General features: G+C 50.8%; 10 protein-coding genes. All 10 read right to left on the bottom strand.

From position 1 onward, the window contains the following. Positions 1-123 precede the first annotated feature (123 nt). On the bottom strand, positions 124-588 hold the full coding sequence (locus G358_RS0104525; protein ID WP_019636010.1) for a Dps family protein: 465 nt from the start codon (positions 586-588) through the stop codon (positions 124-126). Between the two features lie 246 nt (positions 589-834). Continuing rightward, entirely contained in the window at positions 835-1,224 is a 390-nt protein-coding gene (locus G358_RS0104520; protein WP_019636009.1) for a DivIVA domain-containing protein, read from the bottom strand. A gap of 182 nt (positions 1,225-1,406) precedes the next feature. Next, a complete protein-coding gene (locus G358_RS0104515; protein ID WP_026342058.1) occupies positions 1,407-3,701 on the bottom strand; it encodes a glycoside hydrolase family 88/105 protein in 2,295 nt (764 codons plus the stop codon). 307 nt (positions 3,702-4,008) lie between these two features. Next, on the bottom strand, positions 4,009-5,298 hold the full coding sequence (locus tag G358_RS0104510; RefSeq protein ID WP_019636007.1) for a hypothetical protein: 1,290 nt from the start codon (positions 5,296-5,298) through the stop codon (positions 4,009-4,011). 88 nt (positions 5,299-5,386) lie between these two features. Further along, positions 5,387-6,190 carry a polysaccharide deacetylase family protein gene (locus G358_RS0104505; RefSeq protein ID WP_019636006.1) on the bottom strand — a complete coding sequence of 268 codons (804 nt, stop codon included), beginning with the start codon at positions 6,188-6,190 and terminating at the stop codon, positions 5,387-5,389. A gap of 52 nt (positions 6,191-6,242) precedes the next feature. Further along, complete coding sequence (locus G358_RS0104500; RefSeq protein ID WP_019636005.1) at positions 6,243-7,019, bottom strand: DUF1961 family protein; 777 nt, start codon at positions 7,017-7,019, stop codon at positions 6,243-6,245. Between the two features lie 106 nt (positions 7,020-7,125). Then, positions 7,126-9,933 (bottom strand): exo-rhamnogalacturonan lyase family protein, encoded by a 2,808-nt coding sequence (locus tag G358_RS0104495; RefSeq protein WP_019636004.1) that lies wholly within the window; start codon positions 9,931-9,933, stop codon positions 7,126-7,128. A gap of 136 nt (positions 9,934-10,069) precedes the next feature. Continuing rightward, entirely contained in the window at positions 10,070-12,409 is a 2,340-nt protein-coding gene (locus tag G358_RS0104485) for a helix-turn-helix domain-containing protein (protein ID WP_157274255.1), read from the bottom strand. A 192-nt stretch (positions 12,410-12,601) separates the two neighbouring features. Further along, on the bottom strand, positions 12,602-14,218 hold the full coding sequence (locus G358_RS0104480) for an extracellular solute-binding protein (RefSeq protein WP_019636001.1): 1,617 nt from the start codon (positions 14,216-14,218) through the stop codon (positions 12,602-12,604). 127 nt (positions 14,219-14,345) lie between these two features. Next, the gene (locus G358_RS0104475) at positions 14,346-15,227 is read right to left on the bottom strand and encodes a carbohydrate ABC transporter permease (protein WP_019636000.1); all 882 of its coding nucleotides are present in this window, start codon (positions 15,225-15,227) and stop codon (positions 14,346-14,348) included. Positions 15,228-15,238 lie beyond the last annotated feature (11 nt).

Below are 15,238 nucleotides of genomic sequence, written 5' to 3'. Positions count from 1 at the left end.
TACTAACATTTTATAGTCAAAGTAGTTGCGCTGAATGAATGAGTAAAAATCCAAGAAACCTGTCCGATCGGAATTTCATCCTAATCGAACAGGTTCGTATGGGGGAGAAAGCCTATTAATAAATTATTTTCCTAAGTAAGCGTTCAGCATCCAGATGTGTTTTTCCAAGGAAGACAACATGCCAAGCAGTAAATCACCGGTCGCTTCATCCTCTGCTTGCTCTGCAGCTTCCATTCCCTGTTTCAGCTCTTGGCTCACCGTTTCAAAATCGGCTACTACCTCCGCTACCATCTGCTCCGCGGTTTGCTTGCCCCCAGCTTCTGCAATAGTAGTCTGCGCCAAAGCTACCTTAAGCGTGCTAATTGGCTCTCCGCCAATCGCCAGCAAACGCTCAGCAATTTCATCCACATATCCAGCCGCTTCATTATAGAGCTCCTCGAACTTCTCATGCAGAGTAAAAAATTGCGGCCCCTTCACATACCAATGAAAATGATGCAATTTCGTGTATAATACAGTCCAGTTGGCAATTTGCAGGTTTAGTTGTTGATGCAGAGCTTGGTTTGTTTGCGTGGTGACTTGGTTCGACATCGATAAATTCCTCCATTCAATTCAAAATATGATTCTCATCAGCTAACTCATCAGAGTAATCATTTTTCGTTAATTACTTTAAATTTAGACTAGATCTAAATCTTAATCATATAATACCACGTTCCACTATCGTATGCAATGAACAAACCATGAACTTCATATGAAGAGAACCACATTACAGTAATTTTGCGTGAAAACAAGGCATTTTATACAAAAAAAAGAGCAGCGCCACGGCGCAGCCCTCTCCTATATTTCAAATTCCTTGCGAATATGCAATTTAAATTGCTCTAAACTTCGCTCCATTTGCCGGATTCCATCCTCCACCAGTTGACGTTCAATAACATTTCCCGAATCGGTCCGGACGCTGCGGATGGACAATGCTTTTCTCTCTTCTTCCAAGTTAGCGTAACGACGTTGGATTTCCTTGTATTTATCCAGCAAGTCCGTAACAATATCGTAAAATCTTTCATAGTCAACGATAATCTCATCAAGAAAACGGTCTACTTCCTCTTTCTCATATCCACGCATTTTCACATCGAAGTCTTTCTCATGAATGGTCAGAGCATCCAGCTTAATACCGAGCTGCTTGAACAAGCCTCTCTGATCCTCCAGCTTGCGCGTGTATTCGTCTTGCATAATGATCCCTCCACACCTAAGGCTTGAGCATGCGTAAATGAATAGCCATTAAATATGGTACCATAATTGCAGTGATTTAGCGATGTGCTGGGGAGTGAAGAATTTAGCCGTATTCAAGCCTTATACGCACAACACATTCGTTCATATGTTCATGCATTCATACATTTTATTCATTCATAAGTTCATTCTTGCGGGGAAGCAGCATACTCTTTGCGCGTAGGGATAACCGTACACCCCGTCCCATCTTCAACACTTCCGCCCTTTTGCCCCAGCCTGAGTATTTCAATGCCGGCGAGCAGTATTATGCCGATTCCATGAGTATCGTTCAGCTGCCAGGTCAGTTCGTCTTTATAGTACAGTTTATTAAAAGAGTATCCCGATCCTCGGCATACGCCGTACACATTTCCATGGGCATCGATGCAGCGTTCGCTCAATCCCTTCCAACCGCGCATAGCAGCCTCCACATACAGCGCTGGTTCTTCCAGCCATCCGTTCCGGACGCCATGCGCAAATGCGTATATAAACATCGCCGTACAAGATGCTTCGTCATAAGACTCCGAATCCGTCAAAACCTGATGCCACATTCCACTGTCGCTCTGCAGCTCGCGATAACCTTGGCAAAGTGCGCAATAGAAATTCAGCAATTCTGGGCGGAGCCTGTGGTTCGGCGGCATAATGTTCAGCAGTTCGGTCAGCGAAAAAATAACCCAGCCATTCCCCCGTCCCCATGGCACACCGTTAGGCTTTCCGAACTTATCATCGAACACATGATGCATAATTCCGAGCTCTGGGATGAACAGACGGGCCTTATACTGTAAAAATTGCGATGCCGCATCGTCCAGATAGGCTTCATTTCCTGTCAGCTCATAATACTTGCATAAAAAAGGGGTGCTCATATATAAGTCATCACACCACATCGTATCCTGCATGAAATCAACCGTACCGCGTGTCCGGTAAAACGCTCCGCCGGGCAGCCGATCCTGCACCTCGGTTATATAATGAGCGATATGAGCCGCGGCCCCCTCCACTCCTTGCAGAGGCCGCAGCTTATGCGCCTCCAGCATCGCGGCGCCAAACGAACCGCAATCATCCAAGGAATCGATCAGGACCAGTTGATGATTTATGCCCGGCGCGCCATAGCGGTCACGATCCCACTGAGCATATTCATATAACTTACTGCACTGCTCGATATGATCGGCGGCATATTGCGTATAATGCGGAGCGGATAGGGCAGCTCCCGTCTTCAATAACCCGTAAAGAGTCACTCCTAAAGGATAATTCCACCTGCCATACAGGGGGCTTTCCAAATATGGCCTCACCCAGCAGTCCGGTCGGTCCACACGCCAATAAGCTGCTTCCTTTCCCTGTCCAAACAACTTGTCCATAACGATGATCTCTGCCGCTGAAGGTGCTTCCCTTTCGGAAAAAACACCGAGATACAGCCATGGTTCCACCATCCCTTCTACAGGATAGGGGGGAACGAAGCGAATAGAAGCCATACCCGGTTCGTGAAATATAAATCCCCACTCTTCGCCGCGACATACTGATTCTACGACGAGATCATGCGTGCCATAAGCTATATTTTGCAGCTGGATTTCAAACCTTCCATCTTCTCCCTCTCCCTGGAAAACAGAGTGGCCATTTACATAAACGGCGATGTCTCCCTGGTAGCTCCCTTTCAGCATCAGATCAGACTGCATTGCCCCCCGGACGTCCAGCTTGCACCAGGCGAAGGCTTTCGCTCCGTGCGCCGGCCCGAACATCCGCGAAAAACATCCGCCCTCCAGTTCCTTTGCCGACCATTGCGCATGGGGATGCCAGGCTGTGAGCTCCCTGCAGTCTTCCACGCGGCTGCTTCCCGCACCCTCATGTCTATCGCAGCCTGGCAGTTTAGACCACGGCTTCTGCTGCGGTTCGCTATAAACCCATCCTTCACAGCCGTTCCATCCGGGCTCATCGGTCGGGTCCAAAAAGTGCAGGGGCGCCCCTTTCACACTGCCCGTGCCAAAAATGCCCCCGCAGCCCGTGCCGACCGCTACAAATTCCAGCACAATATCGTTGCGGCCTTTTTGCGTTTTTGCCCGAAAGTAGGCTTTCCTGTCTGGAAACACATCATCATTCAAATTCGATTGAAACACCATGCTTCCATTGATATAAATTTTGACCGGACTGTAGCAGCTGATGGAAAAAGGAGTTTCCGCATCCTGCTCGTTCCACAGCATGCCCCACACATAAACGTACTGCCCCGAACTCAAGTCCGGCCAGCGTTCCGCCAAATTCATATCATACCGGCAATCCTCCAGACGGCGGAAACCGCGCCGCGAATGGATCCGGTAAACCGGGGGCTCGGGAGGATGGGCGCCGATATAGCGGCTGGCTACCGCAGCCAGTGCCAATTCAATACGGCCGCCTGTATGCCTGGCAATCGAACTGTTTTCATGAAAATAGCGCTTCTGTTCATGCATCGATTTATTCATTACAGTCACTTCATTCACCTCCATGCATTCCTTGCATTCCTACTCCTTGTATTCCTTGCACACCCTGTACTCCTTTTACTCCCTGACTTCTTGTATTTCTTGTATTTCTTGTACTTCTTGTATTCTCTGTACTCTCCGTACTCACTGTACTCCTTGCATTCCTACTCCTTGTATTCCTTGCACACCCTCTATTCCCTGTACTTCCTGTATTCCTTATATTCCGTTCACATCATTCATTCCGCTCACTTCACTTACTCCTTCTCACTACATTCACCCGACTCGCCCTACTTCGCCCTTCCCACACCAACTACTTCTTTCCCGGCCCGGTCACTTCCCCGCCGGGATAAAGGGTGGAGCTGTACAGCCGTTTGGACTGGATTAGCGGTATACCGGAAGTCGGCAAAGCCAAATCTATATTGTGGCTCGAATACACGACGGCCAGCTCATCATCATAAATGACTACCTGCTCCGTGCCTTGCCCCAGCAAATCTCCATGAACCGCATACCCTTCGTGCTGGAACTTGGCGACGATGTTCCCATAACCGTCGTACAAAGCGGGGTACACTCCCCCTCCCCGCCGATACGCTAAAATATAATCCGGCGATCCGGGGCGCCAATTGCTCAGCGTTTCGGCAATCGTCAGCCAGCCGCTTGTCGTCCGCTTCTCTTTCCATAGCTCCTTGCCTTCACAGTCCAGTAAAAACAGCGCGTCTTTTCCTTTCAGGCCTTTTCCGTCATCCTCTCGAACCATGCGATCCAGTCCGGCAATTTGCAGGCCCGGCAAATCCGCTCTGAATCTGCCAAGCGCAATATGCTGTGATTCGATAGAACCGTCATACCGCCACCGTTCATTTCCTTCCCTGTCGTACATTACCGTAACACTGCCGCCTATAACGAGCTCCATCAGCCCGTCATCATCTACGTCTCCGACCCATATGCAGTCCGCATGGTCTTCAAGATCATGGCAGCTCCACAGCACCTTGCCCCGGTGATCCAGTAAATCGTAGCCCGCCATCACTTCGTCATAACCATCGCCATTCAAATCGTAAACCCACGGATAATGCCCGATATTCCCCTCATGCGTCCACAACAGCTCAAATTCCCGGGTCAGCGCCCAAATCCGGTGATAACGGTCTTTTAAAATAATGTCTGAAGCATGATCGCTCCCCGTCAAGTTAGCGATAATAATACAATCATGAGCGTGCGGATCGGGTAAATCATATACCGATTTCAGCCTGCCGGTGGCGCCTTCTAAAATATAAAATTTGCCGTTCATGACACACAGCACTTCAAGCTTGCCATCCCCATCGATATCATAAATTTGGGCCGGATAATCCGAGCCGTGGCTGCCGGCTCCAGCATCTGGCTCGCCCTGCTGCCATAGCAGCTTGCCATGAAGATCATAAGCTGTCAGGCACTGTACCTGATGAGGAATATAACGGACATCCTGCCGTTTGTCAGGTTGGACAAGCACCAGTTCTGCCCGCCCGTCCCCGTTGAGATCACCCAGCAGCATTTTGCACCTTGGGCCGGCGGCCCGAATATCTATGCTGGCCAGCTGCCAAAGCTGCTTTTCCGGCCTGGTTGCCTGATTCATCCTGCATTCCCCCTGTTTCCCGCATATTAAAATGTCCTCCTGTTTTTGTGAAAGCCACTCCTCATTCCTCGCCGCAAATACAAGTTCATTACAACAACGCAACCTGGCTGCCGCCAGGTATTTCGACGATGCGTCCGTCGACCTCCAGCCAGATCGAAGCAGCTCCAGGATTGTGGACAAATTCCCGGGAAGCAGCGAATTTCAGCCATTTGCAAGCATTCATATAATCCACAATTTCAATGTTTGTCGCATACCATATATTTTCCCGCCCGCCAACTTTCTCGCAGAACCGCTCCATCAGTTCCCAGTTGCCGTCCTGATCAAATTCATAGCTGTGTCCCCAAACGTACATCAAATATAAATATTGCTTCTTATGCAGCTGCACAAAGTTCGCCGCATGCTCCAGTAAGTGATCGTTGTGATGACAGGTTGCCTGCCACTGCAGCCAATCGTCAGGCAGTCCGAAACCGCCGCGGGTCGTTTGTACTGTCCGCGCATACTCGATGCCGAGATGGGGCAGCAGCTGCTTGATCTCCTCATTGTAGGAACCGTTAGGATAGGACATGCCCCGAACCGGTACCCGAAGCAGGCCTTCAAGGTTTTTGCGGTCCTCCATTACTTCATTTACAATTTGCTCCATCGGACAGCGGGACATGGTCGGATGACTGACCGTATGCACTGATACCTCATGTCCTTTATACAGTGCCACCGCCTCCTCCGCAGTCAATCGGTCAGATCCCCCCATCAATCCGGAGTTAATATGAAACGTTCCGCGTACACCATGCCGATTAAAAATCTCAACCAGCCTCTGATCCGCTCTCCGCCCGTCGTCATAGCTCATGGTGAGCGCCTTGTGCTTCCCTTCAGGGAAGCATAAATAAATGTTCGGCAACGTCATGATCCTCCTATCTTTCATATGCTGATTTAAATCTAGCTCCAATGACTTAAAGGCCATATACACGGAGCTCCGCATACTCCCCTACAAACGGCGCCATTTGCCGGAAACCGAGCCTGCCGCCTGCAAGCAGCGGACCGTAGGTTTCGCCGTCATCCTCCCAGGACAGCACCTGAAGCTTATTGATGGCGAACGTAATCGAAGAGCCCTTTTTTATAATAGTCATTTGGTATGAAGCGGCGGCATCCATCACTCCAGGCAGAGGATCGGCCCCTTGCGCCACCAGATGGAAGCCGTAGCTTTTGCGCAAATTGCACGTATGAAACTGCCGCTCCTCGCTCCACATCCGGCGGAAATAAGAAATATGAAAAGCATCCATCCTGCCGTGATGATACTGATCGTATTCTCCCGTACGCGGCGGCAGCGATGGGTCGAAGAGATCCTTGCCATCCGCTCCCTTTGCACTAAAAAATAAAATAGCCAAACCCGGCTCCCGGATCGGTCTGAAACGCCAGGAAATCGCTGCTTCCCCAGGAAACTCCTCTGGACACCAGAACACAAAATTCGCTTTCTGGCCCTCTTCCGCACTACGGGTGCTTTCAAGCCGCATCCAGCGCTGGGGAAAGGTTACTATGCCATCCCCTTCCATTCGAAATCCAACTGTATCCTCCGCCGATTGCAATGGATTATCGTACAGCAGCCTCCACTCCGGCGGAATCAAGAGGCTCTTGGCTTTATGCATGCCTTCATGCATACCTTCTTGCATACCTTCTTGCATTCCTTCATGCATTCCTTCATGCATCCCTTCTTGCATCCCTTCTTGCATCCTATCCGTCCCTCCCTCCGCAGCTTCACATACCTTCCGCCTCCTGCCCGTCCCCCCTGCCTCACATACTTTCCGCATCCTATCCGTCCCTTTCAGCTTTAGTAAGCTATCCTGAGTTAACTTCGTTAGCAGACGATTCCGCTAGATCCAAGAAATCCGGTAAATGATTGGCGATCAGTTCCAGGCTGATCATCGTATTGATTGACCACTGGGAGGCTTCATTCGTGTTCATCCATTCGATTTCAAGCTGCTCTTCCACATGGGTGACGGGAGTCCCGGCTTTTTGCAGGTTTGTGCGCGCAAAGTCGTTGTTCAGCAATATCGACCAGCACTGCGCCGCCACCGCAGCATTTTTCCGGTAATAGGCCCCGTAGGCCGCGATGGCCACACTGAGCACAGGATGCTCGAACCTCAGCTTCCCGCCGCCGATGGCTCCGTCCGTCAAAGCGAACTTCTCCTCCTCCGGCAGGTTGTAGAACACTCCGAATTCAGCCAGCATATCCTCCCACTGCGGATCCTCCAGCATGGCCGCCAACTCGAACCATACTTGAGGCCCGCCCATGCAAATTGCCAAGTGCCGCCCCCAATTGTCGTCCCCCATCCCCGTAAGGAGCCCGGTCTTTGGATCATAACCATAGGTCGGGCCGGAGATGAGCCGGAAATTAGCGGCCTTAATGCAATCGATGCCTGTAATGATCTTGTCTCGGTAAGCCGCATTCTCATAGCGCTCCCATTGGGTCATCCAGTTGGAGCTGAACGCGGCCCAATCCGGTCCGACCCGGATATGAGTGGGATGCTCATCCTTCGGGAAATAAGACCGCATCGGATCAAGGGTAACCGTTGAGTAATCGGCATCCTTTACTTCGTCCAAAATATCTCCAATCCGTTCATCGGCAGTCAGGTAATAGTAATATCGATGCAGCCCAGCCATAGCGATCCTAGCTTCCTTGCAGCCACAGCCCCAGTGAACGACGTTGTGCCGAGAGCCAAGACCCGCATATTCACCGAAATGGTACACATCCACTTCACTCGTATGCCGGGTCATCGCCTCTGCCAAACGGAATATATCCTCGCGGCCGGAGCGCAGGAACATGAGCCAAAGCCACATGTTAGGCACGAGCTCCGTATTTTGCCAAGCACATCCGCCCAGATCATAGTTCCATGCATGCCGTACAGGATCATAGCTGTGCATGAAATCACCATAATCCCAAAAACCGTACCATTTCCGCTGCTCCACCTCCGTTTGATAAAAGGCGATAATCCCATCCAGCCGCTCCTCCAGATAGGCTTTGGCCGGAGTGCTTCGATCCGGCAAGCTCCAAATACCGAAGGCACCGGCCTCATAGTAATAAGCTGGATCGCAGACGAGCCGGGCAGGCGAAGCAGCTTCCGCCGCCATATCGCGCAGTTGCTTCGGCTCTGGCGTCCGGTCCGTGCACCACAGCGTCAGTTTGCTCGTATTCGCGATCCCGTATGGCGTGGCCCGCAGTTCCTCCGCTCCTTCATAGGCCGATTCCACATGTGTCCGCGTATCGTAATGCCGAAGGTCCATCCCCGGCGCATCGGGCGACCAGAGCCATACGAATAATCTGGCTTCGTCTTCCGTAGTGGAACGCACCTCCAGTCCTGAAGGCGACTTTTGCCAAAAGTCTTTTATCCCGGCCGCAAGCCCGCCTCCTTCGCCACCGACGTAGCCGAGTCCTCCGGCTCTTCTACCGTCAGCAGCCCTCACCCAACAACAGCCCGGTCCGGTCCGCTTCGACACGCGATAATGCTCGGAACTATCCTGCACCAGCTTGAAGCTGTCCCAGTTTGCCGAGTCATCCAGCAGTCCGAGAAAATAAGCGTCTTCCTCAGGATCAAAGCTGACCAGGCCACCTGCTGTTTGCAGGGCATGCATTTCCTGATAGCGCCCTTTAGTGCGGCGGGTATGGAGCGATTTTGGCGATTCGCTGAACAAGCCCTTCTCTCCGGCAAAGCGTACATGCCGGTTGTAAAACGCTCCTCGCATCGGTACGGCAAAGGAAATCCCCAGCCCCTTAATGAAATCCTGATGTGGATTTCCGTCATAATAAAATGTATATATTAGCCGAATCGTCGGCAATCCAGCATAAAAATACAACCGGAGCGTATAAGGCAGCCATTCCCGCGTACCTGCAGCCATAGAACGGTGCCTGCCATCCAGTCTCACCACGGCCCGTACCGGCCCCTGCTGCTCCACCTTCCCCCGCAGCGTAGTGCCAGTGAATGGTTCCTCCCTTAAAGTTCGTGAACCAGATGCTAAACTTGTTTCCTCACGAATGCAGATTAACTCTCCTCCGCTGCAAATCTCATTATCACCGCGCACGATACGGCGAATAATCCCTCGCCCCTGCTTGTTAACCGTACAAGCGATGATCCCTGTATCGATGAAAATAGTGTCGTCCGTCTCCTTTATGATCAACTGGCTCACTGCCTTGCCGTTCTGCTCGCAGTCATTTCTTCCCCCGCTGAGCGAATCCGCGTGCTGATTGTTCACAGCTGCAGTGGCCTCATTCGCTGTATCCTTATCTGCTGCTGCCTCATCTACTGTAGCCTCAGCCGTTGTAGCCTCATCGGCCCTCGCATCAGCTACCGCAGCGTGCGCCGTCCACTTGACGCTGCCGTCAGGCCAATAAGCCGTGGCCCAGGACTGCAAAGGCAGTTGCTCACCTTCCGCTCCCGGACCACGGCAAATCGCTATCCCGCCTGATTTCATTCCCCCTGGCAAACCTGAGCCGGATCCGCCATCGGTCTTAATTAACCGAAGGCTGGACAACTCCTCCCGGCTCAGCTCCCCTTTGCTCCAAGGGACACCCCACGTTAATCCAACGGGGCCAGCGGGCAAGAATGAGGGATCCAGCCACCGCAACCTAACTGGTGACCATGAAGACATAGGCAACCACTCCTTCATTTCAAGGTATCCCCATTGTAGGCACGCTGCCACTTACCAGCAATAAGACTTTCTTGCCGCATCGCTGCTACGCTCACCATGGCGGGTTGCATTATTTCAAACGGTTTGGACTTTTTTGTCACTGGCTTAATTCCCGATAACGGCTTGGCGTCATTCCCTCCAGTTTTTTGAAGATACGATTGAAATAACTGTGCTGGTATCCTACTCGTTCGGCTACTTCACTGATCCGCAAATGACTGCCGCGCAGCAGTTCCTTCGCTTTGTCCATCCGCAGCTCCGTTAAATAATCGATAAAATTATGACCTAACACCTGCTTAAACGACTTGCTTAAAAAAAATGTATTCGTGCCGATCTCATCCGCACAGCTATCGAGAGAAACATCGTTCATATAGTTTTGCTGCAAATAGATCATCGCCTGCTCGATCATCATTTTCACTTCGGCTTTGGAGCGCTGCGAAAGCTCCTTTAAATAAGGAGCAACCACCTTCTCCTTAAACCAAATCAGAATCAGCTCCGGCTCGCGGATTTGCGACAGCGCTTCGTACATATTGACCCCCATATATAAGCGTTTCGGGTCAATGCCGGAGAGCATAATTACATGCTGAACATGGCCGAGCAGATGCAGCATCCCCTGCTGCACATCGATCGCCTTTGCCTCCTTGGCCTTTAACGCCTCGATAAAGTCAGCGAGAAGCCGATGTGCATCTTCCTCCTGCCCTGTTCGCATAGCCTGAATCAACTCCCGTTCCAACGTAAATGAATAGGTAGGCTCCGCATCGTCCGTTCCTTCCTGATCCATCCGCTCCATGTCGATGATCTGATTCTCGTTACTGAAGGGACGATAGCTGGCGGCCTGCTTAACCCCTTCGAATGCCAGCGGGATGTCCGAAACGCCGCTTACCGGAGCGCTAATGGCAACGGTAACCCGCATCTTTAAGATGACGTTAATCGTCCTGGCCAGTTCCTCGCAGTAGCTGAGGACCTCGGACTCAGCGGAGCCGTCATCCGGGACCACTAGCAATACGCCGGCCGTTAAGTCATGGAAATGAATCGTATCGGACTGGTTGAACCGCTGTGCCGCCAGTTCACCGATAACATTTGCCGCCGCGTAGGATACAAGCCCCTCATCTCCGCTTCTGAACTTCCCTTCGAGGCTCTTAATCCCCGTCAACTGAACGTAAATAATAATGAATTGCTTGTGCTCCACTTCCCATTTGAACCGCTCCATTCTCCGGCGCAAGTCCTGTTCAGAATAAGCGTACAGATGCCCCTGCAGCAGCTGGTTCAAAAAACTCTCCTTCACATGAGGCAGCTGTTCCGCCAATTTGCGCTGCAAATCATGGCTCTCCCAGTGCAGATTTAACCATTGCCTCTCAATCAGCGTAAACTCATCTTCTTGGCCCTCCGTCTTCAGATCATCCAAAAGCAACGTCTTGAACAGACGCTTGACCGGAGAATACATCCTTCGGGAAGCGATCCAGGCTAACAGCGCGGCCAGAAGCAAGGCGCTAAAGCTGACGATAAAAATCAGCTTGGAGATAAGCATCACCGGCGAGGTAATACTCGTAATCGGCGAAGCCGATACATAAGTCCATTCCGTAGAAATTCGCGAGAACTCCCCGTAAGTTACCGCATAAGTCGCGCCTTCCCATTCGAAGAAAAAAGACGATTTCATGTCCGGTTCCCGATCATGGATTTTCGTGCGCAGCCCGGTGACGAAGGGAGAATCCGGGGCGCTGTCCCCCGCTGAAGCAAACAGTTCGCCTGTATTTTGCACGAGAAACGTCTCCCCCACATTATAAGGAGTCATCGTTTTCAGCATATTGGCCACCTTCAGCGTATCCATGCGAATTAACAGGGCACCGAACGGCTTCTGGCTTCCGCCCGGGATGTGGTGAACGAGCGTTAGCTCCTTCACTTCCGGCCTGTCTGGGTCAAACGCCCATTCCGTCCAATACGTGCTTTTTTTCGTCTGAATAAGCTGGTCATACAACGCCGAAACTTCGGGGGAATGTATTTCCCCATACTCAGGATGAAACAATAAAGGCTCCTGCCCTGCCAAATACAATTCCACCTGCTTAATCATCGTGTTGGAGCCCTGCATAACAACTAAAGTCTTGGTAATATCGCGGGACCGTTCAAAATTCACCTTGAAATCGAGCCCATCCAGGCTGTAATCAAATTGGGGATCGAAAGCCCAATGCGACAGCATCAGCTCCAAATTCGTCAGTTGTTCATCGACATTGCGGGCGCGCTGTTCAATTTGTTGATGATGCATTTGCAGCAGCTCGCTTTCCAGGCGGCCGCCGATCATCCAATAGACGAGCCCTCCGGTAATAATTCCGGGAATCGCGGATACGACGAGCATCATAATCAGATTGTTGCGATAATATTTTCCTTTGCAGCCGGAAACCCCTTTTGTACGCGACCACCATTTTGTTAAAATTCCTTTATTCATCTTTTCACCAACCGAATCAAGGTATATATCAAAATGTAAACGCATTCATTACGAATTACAAGCCTGCTTACAATAAAATGGGGCAATGGGCTCATAGTCAGGCAATCAAAGGAAGCTGCTCACGCAAAATCCATAGTAGATTTAGCGCGGCAGCCCATTTTTGCCGGCATGCTCATCATTATGAGCTGCTGCTTATCGGTTCACCTTGCTGTACAGTTCGTTCATTTCCTGGACGAAATCGTCGCCGCCGGTTTTTTTCCATACGTCGAACGCCGCCTTTAAACCTGCTTCATCCACCTGTCCGACGATAAACTTTATGCGCGCATCATTGATAATATTGTCGAGCTGCTGGCCTTTTTGCGAATATACGACGGATATGAAAGCCTCAGCAGGGTTGGTGACAATGAATTCTTCGTTCGCTTTCTGTACTTCCGCCTGCTTGACCCGCAGCGGAGTCTGCTTCACTTTTTTGCCGCGATCCTCCGGAATGAAGCCGAGCATTTGGTTCAAACCTTCCACCTCAGACTCCAGCTTCACCGTATCCTTGATCGGTTCAACGAACTCGCCGACCAGATTGTAATGAACGCCCTCCAGCCCGAAGCCGAGCAGTGTCTGCATATCAGGGTCATTCAGCTTATCCAGGAAGCCGAGCACCCTCATTAATTCCTCCTCCGTTTTCACCGATGATTTAGGGATGGCCAATATGCCTGCAAAACCGGACGTCGGCAAAGTACGAAGCTTGCCGTCAGCTCCAGCGACTCCGCCGATAACGTCGATGTAATGGCGGTCGGGCTCATCTTTGCCTTCTTTGACGAGGGCGGCATGAATTTTATCGTCAATGCGCGCCCCGGTATCGACCACGTCCACTATGACGCCAGCTTTATTATTTACGACCGGGTCTACCCATTTTGCGCTATCCATAACGGCAAAGTCCGAATTAATCAATTTTTCGTCATACAGCTTTTTCATGAATTTTAACGCTTCTACATATTCAGGGAATTCGTGCTCTGGCACCAGCTTACCATCCACGACTCCCCATTTGTTCGGCGCGCCGAACCACAGCTTGATCGTATCGAAGCCGCTGGCCCATTGCCCGGTCCATTTGACGAGCACCATTCCGTACGTATCATCCTGGCCATTTTGATCAGGATCCTGCTCTTTGAACGCTTTTAGCATATTGTAAAAATCATCGATGGTTTGCGGTGTTTCCAGCCCTACGTTTTCCAGCCAATCCTTACGGAACGCCATCCCGTTCCGGCCTAACACCCTTCCGCGATATATTCCGTAGTTTTTGCCTTCGATCGAAGAGTTTTCCATAATAACCGGGTTAGCCCCGCTTAAGTTCGGAAACTGCTGCAAATATGGCCCTACTTCCCAGAATGCCCCGGATTGGGCGGCGCTTACAAAGCTCGGCGCCTTCACATCACCGACATAAATAATGCTGGGCAGCTTGCCGGAAGCAAGGGTGATATTGAACTTATCGGCATAAGAAGCGTTCGGCACCCACTCGAAGTGAATGTTGGTGTTCGTTCTTTTCTCAATTTCCTCAACGACCGGCCCATCATCCTTCGGATAATTCGTCTTGAAAATCGGCAGCATGATCGTCAAGTCCAGCGGGGGCTCCTCTGCCTGAGCGCCTTCCTTGGCCTGTTTGCTTTCCTCATTTCCCCCGGTATTGCCAACCGATCCCTCTCCTGCCTGCTTATTACTATTGCTTCCTCCGCAGCCAGCGATAGCTGTAACCATCATGACGATCAACAATAAGGACAACCAGCGCTTCATACTTCTTGTGTTTGCTTTTTGCTTCATTCATTCATAACCTCCCTTAAATTTTTGGATTACGGCTAGGCTATTTCGCTATGCAATATGGTTAAATCACCCGGACTACTGGCGGGCAATCATAAACCCTGGGCAGATCAAGGCGCGAGCCCGCCTGCTACCCCTTAATGGAACCAAGCAGCACACCTTTAGCAAAATGCTTTTGCAAAAACGGGTAAACACACAGAATAGGGATTGTGCCGACCACGATGACAGCCATCTTGATAGACTGCTCGGGCGGCTGAACAAAGCTCGGATCCATGGAGCTGATATCTCCCGCCGACTGCGACAGCATTACGATTTGTCTAAGCATCACCTGCAGCGGCCATTTGATAGGATCATTGATGTACAGCAATGCCGAGAAAAAATTGTTCCAATGCCCTACCGCATAAAATAACGTGAAGGTGGCAAGTACAGGCTTCGATAGGGGCAGCACGATTCTCCAAAGCAGACCAAGCTCGTTGCACCCGTCAATTTTGGCCGCTTCCTCCAGGCCCGGGGGCAGCTCCTGAAAAAAGTTTTTAACGATAATTAAATTAAATGCGCTAATAGCGCCGGGTAAAATGAGCGAGTTTAACGTGTCCAGCAAATGCAGCTCCCGAATGACAAGGTAGGTCGGAATCATGCCGCCGCCGAACAGCATCGTAAAAATAACGAGGTTCAAAATCGTATTCCGGCCCATCAGGTTGCGCCGGGCCATCGGATAAGCCATCGTCACGGTAAAGAACAAATTGACGATCGTGCCGACCACAGTCACGTAAATGGAAACTCCGATGCTGCGAACGATCGTATCCGTAGAAAAAATAAACTTATAGGCATCCAGAGAAAAGGTGGTCGGAATTAGAAATACAGCGCGCTTCGTAATTTCCGCATCTGTGGCGAAGGAACCCGAGATGACAAATATAAACGGCAGGATCGCCACCAGGCCAAAAACGGCGAGGAACGCATAGTTAAACATGTCGAATACTTTTTCGCCTGTGCTTCTGTATTGATGAGCCATAACCTCTTCCC

Origin of the sequence: Paenibacillus fonticola DSM 21315 (assembly GCF_000381905.1) — a bacterium.
Classification (GTDB): Bacteria; Bacillota; Bacilli; order Paenibacillales; family Paenibacillaceae; genus Fontibacillus; species Fontibacillus fonticola.
Note: the sequence above shows the minus strand (reverse complement) of the source record. Positions and strands in the feature narration are given on the sequence as shown.

Bases quoted from the DNA above. Each gene is read 5' to 3' on its own strand.
- G358_RS0104515 (WP_026342058.1), bottom strand. From the start codon at position 3,701: ATGAATAAATCGATGCATGAACAGAAGCGCTATTTTCATGAAAACAGT.
- G358_RS0104510 (WP_019636007.1), bottom strand. From the start codon at position 5,298: ATGAATCAGGCAACCAGGCCGGAAAAGCAGCTTTGGCAGCTGGCCAGC.
- G358_RS0104495 (WP_019636004.1), bottom strand. From the start codon at position 9,933: ATGTCTTCATGGTCACCAGTTAGGTTGCGGTGGCTGGATCCCTCATTC.
- G358_RS0104525 (WP_019636010.1), bottom strand. From the start codon at position 588: ATGTCGAACCAAGTCACCACGCAAACAAACCAAGCTCTGCATCAACAA.
- G358_RS0104475 (WP_019636000.1), bottom strand. From the start codon at position 15,227: ATGGCTCATCAATACAGAAGCACAGGCGAAAAAGTATTCGACATGTTT.
- G358_RS0104480 (WP_019636001.1), bottom strand. From the start codon at position 14,218: ATGAAGCAAAAAGCAAACACAAGAAGTATGAAGCGCTGGTTGTCCTTA.
- G358_RS0104500 (WP_019636005.1), bottom strand. From the start codon at position 7,019: ATGCAAGAAGGGATGCAAGAAGGGATGCATGAAGGAATGCATGAAGGA.
- G358_RS0104520 (WP_019636009.1), bottom strand. From the start codon at position 1,224: ATGCAAGACGAATACACGCGCAAGCTGGAGGATCAGAGAGGCTTGTTC.
- G358_RS0104485 (WP_157274255.1), bottom strand. From the start codon at position 12,409: ATGAATAAAGGAATTTTAACAAAATGGTGGTCGCGTACAAAAGGGGTT.